We start from the raw sequence: 15,806 nt of genomic DNA, 5'->3' as shown, positions 1-15,806 counted from the left end.
GATTTGTCGACGGCGAACTGGTGGGAAACGCCTGGACCGAAGTCGGCAGCGTGGCGATCGGCGACGTGATCACGCGCGTGTCACGTGATGGCGCACGCTGGGTGGTGAACGGAGAGAAGTACTACAGCACGGGCAGCATCTTCGCTGACTGGATCGACGTGTTTGCGCGCCGCGACGACACGGGCGAAGACGTGATCGCGGCCGTGCGCGCGAGGCAGCCCGGCGTGACACATCACGACGACTGGGATGGCTTTGGCCAGCGCACGACGGGCAGCGGCACGACCACGTTTGTCGCCGCGGAGGTGGACGAGATCGACATCATCGATTTTTCGACGCGCTTCAAATACCAGACCGCGTTCTACCAGCTGGTGCTGCTCGCCGTGCTCGCGGGCACGGGCCGCGCCGCGCTGCGCGACATCTCGCAGGAGGTGCGTTCGCGCCGGCGCATCTTTAGTCATGGCAATGCGCCTTCGTTCGCGCAAGATCCGCAGGTCCAGCAGGTCGTGGGCCAGGTCTCGTCGCTCGTGTTCGCCGCCGAGGCAACAGCCGTGCGCGCGGCGCAGGCTTCGCAACGCGCGTATGAGGCGCGTTTCGGGGGCGATGAGCAGGCCGAGCACGAGGCGAACGTCGATGCCGAACTAGATTCCGCACGCGGCCAGAGCGCGATTGCCGATCTCGTGCTGCGCGCGACCACGCTGCTGTTCAACGCGCTTGGCGCATCGGGCACGAGCGAGCAGAAGCGGCTCGACCGCCACTGGCGCAACGCCCGCACGGCTGCCTCGCACAATCCGATCGTCTTCAAGGAGCGCATCGTGGGAGATCGCGAAATCAACGGCACCGAGCCGCCGTACGTTTGGGCGATCGGAGCCGGTCCCGCGAAGGGGCAGAAGGCGGCCTGAGTACGAACGTGCGGTGCCGTCTCGCGGACGGCGCCGCTATTTGATGGCCGCGATTTCCTTCGTCCTGATCAGCCGCGCGCGCAGCACGTTGCGGCTGATGCCGAGAAGTTTCGCCGCCTGAATCTGGTTGCGGTGGCTGTACTCGAACGCCGTGCGCATGACCATGTCCTCGATCTGCTCGAAAAGATTCTCGTGCTCGCCGTTGAACAGTTCGAGCAACGCCGATTCGAGTGCGTAGTGCGGGCCGCTCGGCGCACTCACGCTCGCACCAGCCGGGGCCGTGATGCCCGACGAGAACAGGTGCAGGTCACCGTCCTGCAGGGTGTCGTGGCGGCTCACGAGCAGGGCGTGATGAATCACGTTCTCAAGCTCGCGAATGTTGCCCGGCCAGCTGTACGCGAGCAGCTTCTGTTCGGCGCGCGGCGAGATCGTGCCTGGCCCGTAACCGAGCCGGCCGCGGTAGTCCTCGATGAAGTAGCGGGCGAGCGGAAGGATGTCGCCGGTGCGCTCGCGCAGCGTCGGAATGGCGAGCTGTACGACGTTGAGTCGGTAGAACAGGTCGCTGCGGAAATGCCCTGCCGCCACCGCGTGCTGCAGGTGAACATTCGTCGCCGCCACCACGCGCACGTCGATCGGAATACCGCGCCGGGAACCAAGCCGCACGACCTCGCGCTCCTGCAGCACACGCAGCAGCTTGACCTGCATCGACAGCGGCAGGTCGCCGATCTCGTCGAGGAAGAGCGTGCCGCCGTTGGCCGCCTCGAACCAGCCCGGCTTGGCGTTGAACGCGCCGGTGAAGGCGCCTTTCTCGTGCCCGAACAGCTCGCTTTCGACCAGCGTTTCAGAAAACGCGCCGCAGTTGACCGCGACAAACGGCTTGTCGCGCCGCCCGCTCAGGCTGTGGACGTGGCGCGCGATCAGTTCCTTGCCCGTGCCGGTCTCGCCGATGATCAGGATATTTGCGTCGCTGGGCGCGACCAGCTGGATCCGCTCAAGCAGTTCGATCGAGCGGGGATCGACGAAGACCTGCGCGCGTGCACGGATCGAGGTGGTCAGCGAATGCCTGTGCGGCAGCGTGAGGACAGAAACATCGCCGTTGGCTTCGGCATCATCGGGCCATGCGTGGGAGAGCGGTTGGTTCATGAGTAGAAGCTCGGCGTAGGATAGGTTCGGTTGAGCGCCCATTCGCCGATCTCGCGGATCTTGTAGGCGAGCGGATCGTGTAGCGTATGGGTGCGCAGGTTGCGCCAGTGGCGGTCGAGCCGAAGCTCTCCATGGGTCGCGCGGGCGCCGGCGACATCGAACATGCGCGTACAGATGTCGAGGCCTGTTTGTGCGGCGGCGACCTTCGCGCTGGCAATGGCCAGCGCCACCTCGCCGCGTTCGGTCGCCGTGAGGCCGGTGTCGCGCGACCATGCCTTGTCCAGTCCTGCAGCGGCCCGGTCCGCGAGCGCGCGGGCGGATTCCAGTCCGAGCCAGAACTCGCCGTACTGGCTCAGGATGTACGGGTCCTCGCCGGTGCTCGCGACCTTCGCGGCGGGCCAGGGCCGTGCTTCGTTCAGGGTGTAGTGACGGGCGTCCTCGAACGCGGCCTCGCCAATGCCGAGATAGATGTTCGTCAGGATCAGTTGCGCAATGAGTGGCCTCAGACATGCAAACGGCGACGAGAGCGGTCCTGGGTCCGAAAGGATCTCGTGATGCTCGACACGGACCCGTTCGAACGTCACCGAACCGCTGTCGGTCTGGCGTTGGCCGAAATTATTCCAGTCGTCTGCAATCGCGATGCCGCTTCGCTGGGTTGGCACGGCGGCTACGAGAAACGCACGCGTTTCGGCGTGGCGCGCGGAGACGATCAGCATTTCCGAGTCGAGCGCGCCCGAGCAGAAGCTCTTTTGCCCGCTGAATTCGAGCCACGCTCCGCGCGGATGCGCAAGTGTGCGTTCGTCGAGCGGATTGAGCGCATTGCCCCAGAACCACCGGTGCCGCGAGGTCTGTTCGAACAGCGCCTGCCATTGCTCCCGCGAGCCGAACAGGCGGGCCGTGGCCAGCATCAGGTGATGGAATCCGAACACGTGCGCGAGTGAACTGTCGGCGCACGCGAGCACGCGCACGACGTCGAGAGTCGTGCGCCAGTCCGCACCGAGGCCGCCATGTACCGCAGGGATGCTCAGTGCGAGCAGGCCGCTCGCCCGCAGCGCGTCGCGTTCCGCCTTCGGTGTGCCGCCGCGCGCGTCGCGCTCAGCTGCGGTCCGCGCAAAGCGTTCAGCAAGACGCCGGGCGACGCTCAATGGCGATTCGACCTGCGGGATGGGCCGGATGTCCTCCGGCGCGTCGGCCAGCGGCAACGATAGGGAAGTGGATGCCATTGCAGTGTGATCGGGTGAAGCAGCACTGCACGCGCATGCGTGCTGCAGGATCAGCACAGTGTTCAAGGTTTTGGCACTCGAGAGAAGCAAGGATTTCTCATAACCTAATCAGGCTGCTGCGCTAGCAGCATCGAGACGCGAACCCATGCGTCTTAAGTACTTCCATTCATGTGACGAACCAGTGCTGCTGCGTGGGAAGCAACGAAGAAGCAGCGCTGTTGCCGGTGCGTCATCACATGTCGGCATATCGATCCGAGTGCTGCCGGGATGTGCTTATCAGGTGCATTTCCCCTTCTGGTAAGCCGCTCGATGACGAAAACTGCTGCTATGTCAGCCGTTCAGCTGTAAGTGGCCAGTTCGCGCGATTTGGCACAGTCCTTGCCTTTAGCTCATGACGGGACCGATCAGGCACGTCCCGCTTCACGAAGGAATCCTCATGAGCAAGAAACACAAGATCGTGGCCGTGTCGGGCAGCTTGCAGCGGCCGTCGCGCACGCTGGCGCTGGTGCAGTCGCTGCTGTCCGCGCTGGAAGCCGCGCTGCCTGTCGAAATCCGCGTGATCGATCTCGGCGAGATCGCCGGACGGCTCTCCGGTGCGCTCACGCGTGCGCAGGTGCCGGCGGATATCGAAGAACACATCCGGGCGATCGAGACAGCCGACCTCGTGATTGCGGCAAGTCCGGTGTATCGCGCCTCCTATACCGGCCTCTTCAAGCATCTGTTCGATCTCGTGCACCACGAGGCGCTGATCGATGTTCCGGTGCTGCTGGCCGCCACGGGCGGCAGCGAGCGTCATGCGCTCGTGATCGATCACCAGTTGCGGCCGCTCTTCAGCTTCTTCCAGGCGCACACGCTGCCGATCGGCGTCTACGCCTCCGAAAGCGATTTCGATCGCTACGAGATCGCAAGCGACGCGTTGCGCGCTCGTATCGCACTCGCTGTAGAGCGTGCGGCACCGTACGTCGGTGCGCGTGCGGAAAACGTTACTGCGGCGCTCGCCGTTTGAATCCAAAGTCATTCAAGGAATCTTCAATGAGCCAGACTTCCCAAACCAGAGATGCCCTCAAGTTCGCCTACTGGGTGCCCAACGTGAGCGGCGGCCTTGTCGTCAGCACGATCGAGCAGCGCACCGACTGGAGCCTCGAGTACAACCAGCGTCTTGCGCAGACCGCCGAGCGTGCTGGCTTTGAATATGCTCTGAGCCAGATTCGCTTCACGGCCGGCTACGGCGCGGAGTATCAGCACGAGTCGGTCTCGTTTAGCCAGGCGCTGCTGCAGTCGACCACCAGGCTCAAGGTGCTCGCAGCGATCCTTCCTGGTCCGTGGCATCCGGCAGTGGTCGCCAAGCAGATCGCCACCATCGACCACATCTCGAACGGCCGCATCGCGATCAACGTCGTGAGCGGCTGGTTCAAGGGCGAGTTCACCGCGATCGGTGAACCGTGGCTCGAGCACGACGAGCGTTACCGCCGCTCGAACGAGTTCATCCGCGCGCTCAAGGGCATCTGGACCGAGGACAACTTCACGTTCAAGGGCGACTTCTACCGCTTCAACAACTACACGTTGAGTCCGAAGCCGGTGCAGAAGCCCCATCCCGAGATTTTCCAGGGCGGCAGCTCGCGCGCGGCGCGCGACAACGCGGCGAGCGTATCGGACTGGTATTTCACGAACGGCAACACGCCCGAGAATCTCAAGGCCCAGATCGACGATATCCGTGCGAAGGCGGCGCAGAACAATCACCAGGTGCGTATCGGCGTCAATGCCTTCGTGATCGCGCGCGATACCGAAGAGGAAGCGAAGGCCGTGCTCGACGACATCATCAGGCATGCGCACGTCGAGGCGGTGCACGCGTTCGGCGATGCGGTCAAGGAGGCGGGCAAGGCGTCGCCGGAAGGCGAGGGCAACTGGGCCAAGTCGACCTTCGAGGATCTCGTTCAGTACAACGACGGCTTCCGCACGAACCTGATCGGCACGCCGCAGCAGATCGCCGAACGTATCGTCGAACTGAAGTCGATCGGGGGCGACCTGGTGCTGACCGGCTTCCTGCATTTCATCGAGGAAGTCGAGTATTTCGGCCAGAAGGTGCTGCCGCTCGTGCGCGAGCTCGAGGCGCAGCGCGAAAAGCAGGCCGCCTGACGCAAGCGGCGGCGGGGCGGGGCCGGGCGCGCGAGCAGACCCGCCCGCACGAAACACAAGAACACAACTGGGAAACGGCACCCCAAGGGGTGAATCAGCATGACGCAAGCCTCGACGGCCCTGCTCGCGCTCGACGGCATTTCCGTGTCGTTCGGGGGCGTCAAGGCCATTACCGATATCAGTTTCGAAGTCGCTGCAGGCGAGATCTGTGCGTTGATCGGCCCGAACGGCGCGGGCAAGAGTTCGCTGCTGAACGTGATCAACGGCGTCTATCGTCCGCAGCACGGTACGCTGCGCTTCGACGGCCATGCATACCGGCGCATGGACGCGCACGACGCCGCGCATCGCGGCATCGCACGCACGTTCCAGAATCTCGCGCTGTTCCGGCGCATGAGCGTGTTCGACAACGTGCTGGCCGGGCGCAACCTGCATCGCCGTAGTACATGGCTCGAGCAGACACTGCACGTTGGCCGTGCCGCACGGGATGAAGCCTTGCAGCGCGAGCGCGCTGAGCGCGTGATCGAAGCACTGGATCTGCAGCCGTGGCGCGACAGCGTGGTGGGCACCCTGTCCTACGGGTTACAGAAGCGGGTCGAGCTGGCGCGTGCGCTCGCTGCCGAACCACGCCTGCTGCTGCTCGACGAGCCCATGGCCGGCATGAATACCGAGGAGAAGCACGCGATGGCCGGATACGTGCTCGATGCCAACGAGCATCTGGGCGTCACGGTCGTCCTGATCGAGCACGACATCGGCGTGGTGATGGGCTTGTCCGATCACGTGGTCGTGCTCGACTACGGAAAAAAGATTGCCGACGGCAGGCCCAACGAAGTCCGCACGAACCCGGATGTGCTGGCGGCCTATCTCGGCACACGTCATTGAGAGGGTGCGCAATGCAATTCTTTTTCGAGGTGCTGGTGGGCGGACTGCTGGCCGGCGTGATGTATTCGCTGGTCGCAATCGGCTTCGTGCTGATCTACAAGGCGTCGGGCATCTTCAACTTCGCGCAGGGCTCGCTCGTGCTGTTCGGTGCGCTGACTTACGTGAGCCTCGTTGAGCGCGGCTGGAACCCGTGGCTGTCGTTCGGGGCGACGCTCGCCGCGCTCGTACTGATCGCGATCGCAACCGGCCGCTTCGTGCTGCGCCCGCTCGTCAACCGCGCGCCGATCGTGCTGTTCATGGCCACCCTCGGTCTGAGCCTGATTCTCGAAGGCGCGGCGCAGCTGTTCTGGGGCGCGCAGGTGCACGGGCTCGATCTCGGCATCGACGACAGGCCGCTGCATCTGGCCGGCGTAATGGTGAGCCGCTTCGACCTGTTCGCGGCCGCCACGGCGGGCGTGCTGGTGCTTGCCCTGTCGCAGCTCGCGAAGCGCTCGCGTTTTGGCCTGTCACTGCGGGCCGTGGCCGACGATCCGCTCGCCGCCTTCGCGGTCGGCGTGCGGCTGCCGCGCGTCTGGACCATCGTCTGGGCACTGGCTGGCTTCGTCGGCCTCGTTGCGGGTCTGCTCTGGGGCGCGCGGCTCGGCGTGCAGTTCTCGCTCTCGCTCGTCGTGCTCAAGGCTCTGCCGGTGCTGATCATCGGCGGCTTCTCGTCGATCGGCGGCGCGATCGTCGGCGGGCTGCTGGTCGGCGCAACGGAGAAGCTGGCCGAGGTTTATGTCGGGAGCGTGATCGGCGACGGCATCGAGAACTGGTTCCCCTATCTGCTTGCAATGCTGTTCCTGCTCGCGCGCCCGTCCGGCCTGTTCGGCGAGGCGGCCGTCGAGCGCGTTTGAGGAAACCTTGATGGAATTGACCCGTCCCCTCGCCGAACCGCGCCGGCTGAACCTGCGCCGGCTGGCGGTGCCGCTTGCGGGCGCGCTCGTCGCGTTTGCCGGCGTGCCGCTCGCGGCGAACGACTACTGGCTGAACGCGATCCTCGTGCCGTTTCTGATCCTGTCCGTGGCCGGACTCGGACTGAACTTCCTGACCGGCTATGCGGGGCAGTTGTCGCTCGGTTCGGCCGCGTTCATGTCGATCGGCGCCTATGCGACCTACAACCTGCTCGTACGTGTGCCTGCGCTGCCGCTGCCGGTCGACCTGCTGCTCGGCGGCCTGGTCAGCGCCGCGGCCGGCGTGCTGTTCGGACTGCCGAGCCTGCGTATCAAGGGCTTCTACCTGATCGTCTCGACGCTGGCCGCCCAGTTCTTCGTGGTCTGGCTGTTCACGCGCGTGGGGTGGTTCTCGAACTACGACACGTCCGGCGTGTTGAGCGCGCCGCAGCTCGCGATCGGTCACTGGCGCATCGACACGCCGGTGTCGCGCTACCTGTTCGTGCTCGGCGTCGCGACCTTGCTGTTCGCATTGGGCGCGAGCCTCGTGCGCAGCGAACTTGGCCGGCGCTGGATGGCTGTACGCGACATGGAAGCCGCCGCGCGCGTGATCGGCATTCCGGTGGGGCGCAGCAAGCTGCTGGCCTTCGCGCTGAGTTCCTTCGTGCTCGGCATCGCAGGCGCGCTGTGGGCATTCGCGTATCTCGGCACGATCGAGCCGGACGGCTTCAACCTGAATCTTTCGTTCCAGGTGCTGTTCATCATCATCATTGGCGGCATGAGCAGCATCTCGGGCAACTTTCTTGGCGCGGCGTTCATCGTTTTACTGCCGATCCTGCTTTCGAACGCGGCTGGCGCGCTGGCCCACGCGGGCATCGGCGCAGACCAGGTGCAGAACCTGCAGAAGATCGTCTTCGGCACGCTGATCATCGTCTTTCTGATCAAGGAACCGGAAGGCCTCGCGAGACTCGTGCAGATCGTCCGTCAACGTCGGCCGAAGCAATCCTGAGCCGTTAATCTCCCTGCCTTATTGTTTCTTTTATCGTTCAAGGAATATTTTGTTATGCGAAATAATGATATTCATCCCTCTCGCGCCAAGTGGCGACAGTGGTCCTCGGCTTTCGTGGCCGCGCTTGCGCTCACCGTTGGCGCGTTGCCTCAGGTGCATGCGGCGGGTGAGGAGTATTTTCCGCTGCAAAGCTACCGGGTCGGCCCCTACGCAGCCGGTGGCAGCGGCTTCTTCGGCGGCTTCATCGACTATCTGCAGTTGATCAACGCGCGCGACGGGGGCGTGAACGGCGTCAAGCTCGTGTGGAAGGAGTGCGAGACCGAGTACGTGGTGGAGAAGGGCGTCGAATGCTATGAGCGCCTGAAGAGCGGCGGCCCCGACGGTGCGCCGACCGCGGCTACGAACCCGTTGTCGGTCGGTATCGCTTACGCGACGCTCGACCGTTCGACGGCCGACAAGATTCCGCTCATCACGATCAACCACGGCCGCACCGATTCGACTGACGGCGCAGTGTTTCCCTATGTGTTCCCGCTGCAGCTGAATCCGTACAGCGAGGTCTCCGCGATCGTCAACTACATCGGGCAGCGCTCGGGCGGTCTCGCCGCGCTCAAGGGCAAGAAGATTGTCGTGCTATATCACGGTTCGCCGTACGGCCGCGAAACGATTCCTGTGGTCGATCTGCTCGCGAAGAAATATGGCTTCGACGTGACCCAGATCGAAGTGCCGCATCCTGGCAACGAACAGGGTTCGCAGTGGCTGAAGATTCACCAGATCAATCCCGACTGGGTGATCTTGCGCGGCTGGGGTGTGATGAATCCAGTAGCGATCAAGACCGCGCAGAAGGTCGGCTATCCGGTCGATCACATCATCGGCAACATCTGGAGCAACTCCGAGGAAGACGTCCGGCCCGCAGGTGATGCGGCAAAGGGCTTCATCTCGATCACGACGCACCCCTCGGGCACGGACTACCCGGTGCTGCAGGCGATCAACCAGTACGTGGTGAAGCCCGGCAACGGCAACCTCAAGGACCCGGCGCGCTTTGGCACCGTCTACTACAACCTGGGCGTGGTGAACGGTATTCTCAACGTCGAGGCGGTGCGCGTTGCGCAGCGCAAGTTCGGCAACAAGCCGCTCACGGGCGAGCAGGTGCGCTGGGGCTTCGAGCATCTGGATCTGGACGATGCGCGCCTCAAGCAACTCGGCGCACTCGGCCTCGTGCAGCCGCTCAAATTGACCTGCGCGGACCACGAAGGCGGCGGTGCCGTGCGCTTCCAGCAATGGGACGGCCGGAAATGGAACGTGATCAGCAACTGGGTGCAGGCGGACCGCGAGCTGCTACGTCCGATCATCGAGAAGTCTGCGCTGTCGTACGCGAAGGAAAAGGGCATTACGCCACGCGATTGCAGCAAGGACCTCTAACATGACGAGCACTCCGATCCTGCAGGTCGACGAGATCGCCGTGACCTATAGCCAGATCATCCCCGCCTTGCGCGGGGTGTCGCTGGCGGTGCCCGAGGGCGAGATCGTCGCGCTGCTCGGCGGCAACGGCGCGGGCAAAACGACCACGCTCAGGGCGATCTCGAACCTCGTACGCGCGGAGCGTGGCGAACTGACGGGCGGTCGCATCGTCTATCGCGGCGACGATGTCGCGCGCGTCGAGCCGTGGACACTGGTCGAGCGCGGACTTGTCCAGGTGCTTGAAGGGCGGCGCTGCTTTGCGCACCTGTCAGTCGAGGAAAACCTGCGGATCGGATCGTTCGCCAGGCGGCCGCGACGGGCTGAGATCGAGGCCCATCTCGAGCGGATCTACGGGATCTTTCCGCGTCTGAAGGTCAAGCGCCAGTCGCTGGCGGGATTGACGTCGGGTGGCGAGCAGCAGATGGTGGCGATCGGCCGTGCGCTGATGGCGCGTCCTTCGCTCGTGCTGCTCGACGAGCCTTCAATGGGGCTTGCGCCGATGGTCGTCGAGGAAATTTTCGAGATCGTCGCGGCGCTCAACCGCGACGAGGGGGTCAGTTTTCTGCTCGCGGAGCAGAACGCGACGATGGCACTGCGTTATGCAAAGCATGGCTATGTACTCGAAGGCGGTCGCGTGGTTGCACACGGATCGGCAGCCGAGCTCGCGCGCCTCGACGTGCTGCACGACGCATACCTTGGCGGCGCAGCGGTCGATTACATTGCGCGCCGCTCCGGGCGCGCGAGACAGGCTTTGACTGGCTGATATGTGCCCAAGCGATGGTGTGGAAACGCGGAAGTACCCGGCTCGGGTGTCGTTCAATTCCCATAGCCCGTCATCTTATTGTGCAAAATTTCGAACACCCCGTGCGAACCTGATGGAATTATCGAACGGCGCGGCAGCGCCCATACTGGCGCCATCCGTTCACGAGGAGCACGACATGCCGCAGCCGTCCAACCATTCCCCCGCCCAGACCAAACAACGCGCACAACCCGCGCGCACGTTCCCATTCGCCGGCCGCACCGTCAACCGTGTGGGCTACGGGGCCATGCAACTTGCCGGCCCCGGCGTATTCGGCCCGCCGAAGGACCGCGCGGCTGCCGTGGCTGTGCTGCGCGAGGTGCTCGCACTCGGCGTAAACCATCTCGACACGAGCGACTTCTATGGCCCGCACGTGACGAACCAGATCATCTGCGAGGCGCTCCATCCCTATGCCGACGATCTCACGATCGTCACCAAGGTGGGCGCGGTGCGCGACGGCACGGGCGCCTGGCTGCCCGCGCTGGAGCCCTCCGACATCGAGCGCGCCGTGCACGACAATCTGCGCAATCTGGGACTCGACACGCTCGACGTGGTCAATCTGCGCATCATGGGCGACGTCCACAAGCCCGCCGAAGGCTCCGTCGAACGGGAAATGGAAGCGCTCGCCGCACTGCGCGAGCGTGGGCTCGTGCGCCACATCGGCATCTCCAACGCGACAGCGAAGCAGATCGACGATGCAGAAAAGATCGCACCGATAGTCTGTGTCCAGAACCACTACAACCTGGTGCACCGCGACGACGATGGGTTGATCGATGCGCTGGCGGCACGCGGTATCGCCTATGTGCCGTTCTTCCCGCTGGGCGGTTTCACGCCGATTCAGTCCTCAGCGCTGTCAGACATCGCAAGAATGCTCGAGGCCACGCCGATGGCCGTTGCGCTAGCGTGGCTTCTGCACCGGTCGCCAAATATTCTTTTGATTCCGGGGACATCGTCGCTGGCGCATCTACGCGAGAACATGACAGCGCAGACGCTTGAGCTCTCCGGTGAGGTACTGGCGCAACTGGACGCGATTGGTAAAGGGCAGAAAACAATCGCATGAATCGATCGCCGCAGGCGCACAGGAGAATGTCTACGGCGTGGCCTGTAGCCGGGAACGTTGTATGTATGGGCGCGTTCGAATTGTCCGATAATCCCATCTGATCAGAATAGGCTGTGCGGGAAATCGAACAGTGCGGGGTGAACCATGCCGATGGAAATGAACGATCTGGCCGCTTTCGTTTCGGTGGCGCGTGCGGGCGGCTTTCGCGACGCGGCGCGCGTGGGCGGCGTTTCGGCGTCGAGCCTGAGTGCCGCGGTGCGCAGGCTGGAGGCGAAGCTCGGGCTCCGCCTGTTGAACCGCACCACGCGCAGCGTCGCGCCGACCGAGGCAGGGCAGCGTCTGCTCGAATCGATCACGCCGCTTTTCAGCGAGATGGAAGCGGCGCTCGACGTGCTCAACGGCTACCGCGAAAAGCCGGCGGGCACGCTCAAGCTCAACGTGCCCGCGAGCGCGGCGCGCACCATCCTGCCGGGCGTGCTCGCGCCGTTCCAACGCGAGTATCCCGAGATCCGCGTCGAGGTGGTGGTGGAGGACGGCTTCGTCGACGTGCTGCAGATCGGCTGCGACGCCGGTATTCGCTACGACGAGCGGCTGGAGCAGGACATGATCGCGATTCCCATCGGTCCGCGCGTGGAGCGCTTCGCGACGGTCGCTTCTCCCGCGTATCTCGCGGCGCGGGGGCGGCCTGAACATCCACGCGAACTGCTCGACCACGCTTGCCTGCGCGTGCAGTTTGCGGGCGGCGCGATGCCGCTCTGGCATTTCGAGCGGGACGGCGAAGTGCTGCGCCTTGACCCGCACACGGTGCTCGTCGTGCGTCCTGGCGCAGCGCTCGACCTGCTGATCAACATGGCGCTCGACGGCGTCGGCATCGTGTATCTGTTCGAAGAGATGTTGCTGCCGCATATCCGCAGCGGCGCGCTCGTGCGCCTGCTCGACGACTGGGATGTGTCGTTTCCGGGGCCGTTTCTCTACTACCCTGGGCGGCGGCACCTGCCGGCGCCGCTGCGCGCGTTCGTCGACTTCGTCAAGGCGAATGCGTCAGACGATTCGGCATCCTGAGTACGCGTCGAGCGCCCAGTATAAGGGCGCGTAACAACAGCGCTCAGCGACGCTTCATGCCGTATTCGATGAACGTGCGGCACAGCAACTCCATGCCTTTCGCGTCCTCTTCGTCGAAGCGCGCGAGATGCGGACTGTCCACGTCCCATACGCCGATCAGCTCGCCGTCCGGCGTGACGAGGGGCACGACGATTTCCGACTGCGAAGCCGAATCGCACGCAATGTGGCCCGCGAACGCGTGCACATCGGGCACGACTTGCGTTTGCCGCGTGGCCGCCGCCGTGCCACATACGCCCTTGCCCAGGGGAATGCGCACGCACGCCGGTTTGCCCTGGAACGGACCGACCACGAGCTCGGTGCCGTCGAACGAGTAAAAGCCCGCCCAGTTCAGGCCTTCGAGCGAATGAAACACGAGCGAAGCGAAGTTCGCGGCGTTCGCGATGACGTCGGTTTCGCCTTCGATCAGCGAGCGCGCCTGCGCAGCCAGCGATTCGTAGAGGGCGGGTTTGTCGGAGGGAAGGGTGTCGGAAAGCGAGAACATAAGTCGGTCGATCTGGATATGCGCCGTTCCAGCGAAAGGCGCGGTGGAGCCAAACGAGATTCTAGGCGAGATCGGCTATCGGCAGGCAATCGGCGGGCGCTGAATATGGCGTATCCATGGACGGTAGCGCGCCCTCGTGCGATTATTCACGTTTCGTGTTGAATCTGTCCACGCCTGCGGGGCTGGTTGCCGGCGGTTTTTCGGGCATGCTGGCGCATCAGCACAGAATCAACACAGAAACGGAGAACGCGACATGAGCAAGACATTCAAGATCGCCGCCATCGCCGGCGACGGTATCGGCCAGGAAGTAATGCCCGAGGGCGTGCGCGTGGTCGAGGCGGCGGCCGCGAAGTTCGGCCTGAAGCTCGAAATCAGCCATTTCGACTGGGCAAGCTGCGATTACTACCTGCAGCACGGCAAGATGATGCCCGACGACTGGTTCGCCACGCTCAAGGGCTTCGACGCGATCTATTTCGGCGCGGTCGGCTGGCCCGACAAGGTGCCCGATCACATTTCCCTGTGGGGCTCGCTCCTGAAGTTCCGCCGCGAGTTCGACCAGTACGTCAACCTGCGCCCGGTGCGTCTGCTGCCCGGCGTGCCGTGTCCGCTCGCCAACCGTAAGCCCGGCGACATCGACTTTCTCGTCGTGCGCGAGAACACCGAGGGCGAGTACAGCTCGGTGGGCGGCAAGATGTTCGAAGGCACCGAGCGCGAGTTCGTGCTGCAGGAGTCGGTGTTCACGCGCCACGGCGTGGACCGCATTCTCAAGTACGCGTTCGAACTCGCGAACGAGCGCGGCCGCAAGAAACTCACGGCAGCCACCAAATCGAACGGCATCTCGATCAGCATGCCGTACTGGGACGAGCGCGTGGCGGCGATGGGCGAGGCGTATCCCGACGTGAAGTGGGACAAGCAGCACATCGACATTCTGTGCGCGCGTTTCGTGCTGCAGCCGGACCGCTTCGACGTGGTCGTCGCCTCGAACCTCTTCGGCGACATCCTTTCGGACCTCGGCCCCGCATGCACGGGCACGATCGGTCTGGCGGCTTCGGCCAATCTGAATCCCGAGCGCAAGTTCCCCTCGCTGTTCGAGCCGGTGCACGGCTCGGCGCCCGACATCTTCGGCAAGCAGATCGCCAACCCCATCGCGATGATCTGGTCGGGCGCGATGATGCTCGACTTCCTCGGCAACGGCGACGCGCAATACAAGGCCGCGCACGACGCGATCATGCAGGCCATCGAGAAGGTGCTGGTGGAAGGCCCGCGCACGCCCGACATGGGCGGCACGGCGAACACGACTGCGCTGGGCGAAGCGGTAGCCGCCGCGCTGTGACGCCGCGGTGACGCCTATGCCGGACGCACCGAAAGCGCCGAAATCTGTCGCGTCGCCGGAGCTCGACGACCTGCGCGTGTTCTGCATGGTCGCGCGCAAAGCGAGCTTCACCGCGGCGGCCGAAGCGCTTGCGGCGTCGCCGGCCTATGTGAGCAAGCGCGTGGGCGTGCTCGAGGCGCGTCTCGGCACGCGCCTGTTGCACCGCTCGACGCGGCGCGTCGCGATGACCGAGGCGGGCGAGCGCGTCTATGCGTCGGCGGGCAAGATCCTAGACGACGTCGAGCGCCTCGTGGACGACGTCTCCACTACGCGGCGCATTCCGCGCGGCACGCTGCGCGTGTCGAGCAGCTTCGGCTTTGGCCGCAACTTCGTCGCGCCCGCGCTCGCCGGGCTTTCCGAGCGGTATCCGCAACTGAGCGTGCGCCTCGAACTGTTCGACCGGCTCGTCGACGTGGCGGGAGAGGGTTTCGATCTCGACGTGCGTATCGGCGACGAGATCGCCGGCCATCTGATCGCGCGCCGTCTCGCCACGAACTATCGCGTGCTTTGCGCAGCGCCCGCGTATCTCGCGCGGCGCGGCGCGCCACAGGAGGTCGCCGATCTCGCCGAACACGCGTGTCTCGCGATCAAGGAGCGCGATCATCCGTTCGGCGTTTGGCGCCTGACCAGGCATGGCGAGACGGTTTCGGTGAAGGTAGCCGGGCCGCTCTCGACCAATCACGGCGAGGTGGCCGTGCAGTGGGCGCTGGCGGGCCGCGGCATCGTGCTGCGCTCGATGTGGGATGTTGCGCCACTGCTGGAGAGCGGGCGCCTGCAGCGCGTGCTGCCCGGCGTCACGCAGCCGGCCAATGTCTGGGCCGTGTACCCGGCGCGCCTCGCGCAGTCCGCGAAGGTCCGCGTGTGCGTCAATCATCTGGAGGAAACGTTCGCGCGCATCGGCATTGCGGCGCCGGCAAACGAGGACGAGAGCGGGCGCTGACCGGGTTCGGCGGGAGCCTTACTCGCTCTCGGGGAGATCGAGCGCCTTGCGCTCGCGTCGTTCCTCGTTGCCGCGCCTCGCACGCTGGCGCTGGCGCGAAAGCACGGTGATGATCTGGCCGGTGGTGGCGTCGGCGGGGATTTCGTTGCGGATCACGTTCGCGACCATCGGCAGTCCCTTGCGCTGGCGGTGCAGCGCCTGCGCGATCGCCTGGCGGCACGCTGGCCCGTGGCAATCCCATTCGTCGCGCAGTTTTCCGCAGTAACGGCAGGTGTCCATGCGTCCCAGTTTACCCAAAATCGATGGGTGGTTTTAGGGGCGCGATCAGCGCGCCTCACGAGTGCCATTCGTGCGCC

Annotated in this window: 16 protein-coding genes; 12 read left to right on the top strand and 4 right to left on the bottom strand. The window is 64.7% G+C overall.

Annotated features, from left to right (window positions below):
• A partial coding sequence (locus tag BFD71_RS34170; protein WP_069268641.1) for an acyl-CoA dehydrogenase family protein occupies nucleotides 1–899 on the top strand: 899 nt, incomplete at its 5' end.
• 36 nt (nucleotides 900–935) lie between these two features.
• Here the strand turns inward: BFD71_RS34170 and BFD71_RS34165 are convergent.
• Together BFD71_RS34165 and BFD71_RS34160 are read right to left on the bottom strand one after the other, a co-directional pair.
• Nucleotides 936–2,042 (bottom strand): sigma-54 interaction domain-containing protein, encoded by a 1,107-nt coding sequence (locus tag BFD71_RS34165; protein ID WP_069268640.1) that lies wholly within the window; start codon nucleotides 2,040–2,042, stop codon nucleotides 936–938.
• Nucleotides 2,039–3,265 (bottom strand): acyl-CoA dehydrogenase family protein, encoded by a 1,227-nt coding sequence (locus BFD71_RS34160; RefSeq protein WP_083245627.1) that lies wholly within the window; start codon nucleotides 3,263–3,265, stop codon nucleotides 2,039–2,041. The genes BFD71_RS34165 and BFD71_RS34160 overlap by 4 nt, the downstream gene beginning before the upstream one ends.
• A 436-nt stretch (nucleotides 3,266–3,701) precedes the next feature.
• Between BFD71_RS34160 and msuE the strand changes: the two genes are divergently transcribed.
• From msuE to BFD71_RS34115, 9 genes are all read left to right on the top strand, one after another.
• Nucleotides 3,702–4,271, top strand: coding sequence for an FMN reductase (msuE, locus tag BFD71_RS34155; protein ID WP_069268639.1), 570 nt, complete (start codon nucleotides 3,702–3,704; stop codon nucleotides 4,269–4,271).
• A gap of 26 nt (nucleotides 4,272–4,297) precedes the next feature.
• Nucleotides 4,298–5,401 carry a dimethylsulfone monooxygenase SfnG gene (sfnG, locus tag BFD71_RS34150; protein ID WP_069268638.1) on the top strand — a complete coding sequence of 368 codons (1,104 nt, stop codon included), beginning with the start codon at nucleotides 4,298–4,300 and terminating at the stop codon, nucleotides 5,399–5,401.
• A gap of 99 nt (nucleotides 5,402–5,500) precedes the next feature.
• Complete coding sequence (locus BFD71_RS34145; protein ID WP_069268637.1) at nucleotides 5,501–6,280, top strand: ABC transporter ATP-binding protein; 780 nt, start codon at nucleotides 5,501–5,503, stop codon at nucleotides 6,278–6,280.
• A gap of 11 nt (nucleotides 6,281–6,291) precedes the next feature.
• Nucleotides 6,292–7,173, top strand: a complete 882-nt coding sequence (locus tag BFD71_RS34140; protein ID WP_069268636.1) for a branched-chain amino acid ABC transporter permease — start codon at nucleotides 6,292–6,294, stop codon at nucleotides 7,171–7,173.
• 10 nt (nucleotides 7,174–7,183) lie between these two features.
• Nucleotides 7,184–8,218, top strand: coding sequence for a branched-chain amino acid ABC transporter permease (locus BFD71_RS34135; protein ID WP_069268635.1), 1,035 nt, complete (start codon nucleotides 7,184–7,186; stop codon nucleotides 8,216–8,218).
• A gap of 54 nt (nucleotides 8,219–8,272) precedes the next feature.
• Nucleotides 8,273–9,637: an ABC transporter substrate-binding protein gene (locus BFD71_RS34130; RefSeq protein WP_083245626.1), complete on the top strand. Its 1,365-nt coding sequence runs from the start codon at nucleotides 8,273–8,275 to the stop codon at nucleotides 9,635–9,637.
• Between the two features lies 1 nt (nucleotide 9,638).
• Nucleotides 9,639–10,439 carry an ABC transporter ATP-binding protein gene (locus BFD71_RS34125; RefSeq protein WP_069268633.1) on the top strand — a complete coding sequence of 267 codons (801 nt, stop codon included), beginning with the start codon at nucleotides 9,639–9,641 and terminating at the stop codon, nucleotides 10,437–10,439.
• Nucleotides 10,440–10,614: 175 nt separating this feature from the next.
• Entirely contained in the window at nucleotides 10,615–11,535 is a 921-nt protein-coding gene (locus BFD71_RS34120; protein ID WP_069268632.1) for an aldo/keto reductase family oxidoreductase, read from the top strand.
• 150 nt (nucleotides 11,536–11,685) lie between these two features.
• Nucleotides 11,686–12,597 (top strand): LysR family transcriptional regulator, encoded by a 912-nt coding sequence (locus tag BFD71_RS34115; protein WP_069268649.1) that lies wholly within the window; start codon nucleotides 11,686–11,688, stop codon nucleotides 12,595–12,597.
• Between the two features lie 43 nt (nucleotides 12,598–12,640).
• On the opposite strand, the gene BFD71_RS34110 is transcribed toward BFD71_RS34115, so the two are convergent.
• Entirely contained in the window at nucleotides 12,641–13,138 is a 498-nt protein-coding gene (locus BFD71_RS34110; protein ID WP_069268631.1) for a GAF domain-containing protein, read from the bottom strand.
• A 253-nt stretch (nucleotides 13,139–13,391) separates the two neighbouring features.
• On the opposite strand from BFD71_RS34110, the gene BFD71_RS34105 reads away from it, so the two are divergent.
• Both BFD71_RS34105 and BFD71_RS34100 read left to right on the top strand, forming a co-directional pair.
• A complete protein-coding gene (locus BFD71_RS34105) occupies nucleotides 13,392–14,471 on the top strand; it encodes a tartrate dehydrogenase (protein ID WP_069268630.1) in 1,080 nt (359 codons plus the stop codon).
• A gap of 16 nt (nucleotides 14,472–14,487) precedes the next feature.
• Complete coding sequence (locus BFD71_RS34100) at nucleotides 14,488–15,450, top strand: LysR substrate-binding domain-containing protein (RefSeq protein WP_069268629.1); 963 nt, start codon at nucleotides 14,488–14,490, stop codon at nucleotides 15,448–15,450.
• 18 nt (nucleotides 15,451–15,468) lie between these two features.
• Here BFD71_RS34100 and BFD71_RS34095 read toward each other — a convergent pair whose 3' ends face one another.
• The gene (locus BFD71_RS34095; protein ID WP_069268628.1) at nucleotides 15,469–15,729 is read right to left on the bottom strand and encodes a hypothetical protein; all 261 of its coding nucleotides are present in this window, start codon (nucleotides 15,727–15,729) and stop codon (nucleotides 15,469–15,471) included.
• Between the last annotated feature and the right edge of the window lie 77 nt (nucleotides 15,730–15,806).

The organism is Paraburkholderia nodosa (assembly GCF_001718195.1).
Classification (GTDB): Bacteria; Pseudomonadota; Gammaproteobacteria; order Burkholderiales; family Burkholderiaceae; genus Paraburkholderia; species Paraburkholderia nodosa_A.
Note: the sequence above shows the minus strand (reverse complement) of the source record. Positions and strands in the feature narration are given on the sequence as shown.

Coding starts and splice junctions, on each gene's coding strand:
- sfnG (WP_069268638.1), top strand. CDS start 4,298: ATGAGCCAGACTTCCCAAACCAGAGATGCCCTCAAGTTCGCCTACTGG.
- BFD71_RS34125 (WP_069268633.1), top strand. CDS start 9,639: ATGACGAGCACTCCGATCCTGCAGGTCGACGAGATCGCCGTGACCTAT.
- BFD71_RS34105 (WP_069268630.1), top strand. CDS start 13,392: ATGAGCAAGACATTCAAGATCGCCGCCATCGCCGGCGACGGTATCGGC.
- BFD71_RS34130 (WP_083245626.1), top strand. CDS start 8,273: ATGCGAAATAATGATATTCATCCCTCTCGCGCCAAGTGGCGACAGTGG.
- BFD71_RS34095 (WP_069268628.1), bottom strand. CDS start 15,729: ATGGACACCTGCCGTTACTGCGGAAAACTGCGCGACGAATGGGATTGC.
- BFD71_RS34165 (WP_069268640.1), bottom strand. CDS start 2,042: ATGAACCAACCGCTCTCCCACGCATGGCCCGATGATGCCGAAGCCAAC.
- BFD71_RS34100 (WP_069268629.1), top strand. CDS start 14,488: ATGCCGGACGCACCGAAAGCGCCGAAATCTGTCGCGTCGCCGGAGCTC.
- BFD71_RS34110 (WP_069268631.1), bottom strand. CDS start 13,138: ATGTTCTCGCTTTCCGACACCCTTCCCTCCGACAAACCCGCCCTCTAC.
- BFD71_RS34145 (WP_069268637.1), top strand. CDS start 5,501: ATGACGCAAGCCTCGACGGCCCTGCTCGCGCTCGACGGCATTTCCGTG.
- BFD71_RS34135 (WP_069268635.1), top strand. CDS start 7,184: ATGGAATTGACCCGTCCCCTCGCCGAACCGCGCCGGCTGAACCTGCGC.
- msuE (WP_069268639.1), top strand. CDS start 3,702: ATGAGCAAGAAACACAAGATCGTGGCCGTGTCGGGCAGCTTGCAGCGG.
- BFD71_RS34160 (WP_083245627.1), bottom strand. CDS start 3,265: ATGGCATCCACTTCCCTATCGTTGCCGCTGGCCGACGCGCCGGAGGAC.
- BFD71_RS34120 (WP_069268632.1), top strand. CDS start 10,615: ATGCCGCAGCCGTCCAACCATTCCCCCGCCCAGACCAAACAACGCGCA.
- BFD71_RS34140 (WP_069268636.1), top strand. CDS start 6,292: ATGCAATTCTTTTTCGAGGTGCTGGTGGGCGGACTGCTGGCCGGCGTG.
- BFD71_RS34115 (WP_069268649.1), top strand. CDS start 11,686: ATGGAAATGAACGATCTGGCCGCTTTCGTTTCGGTGGCGCGTGCGGGC.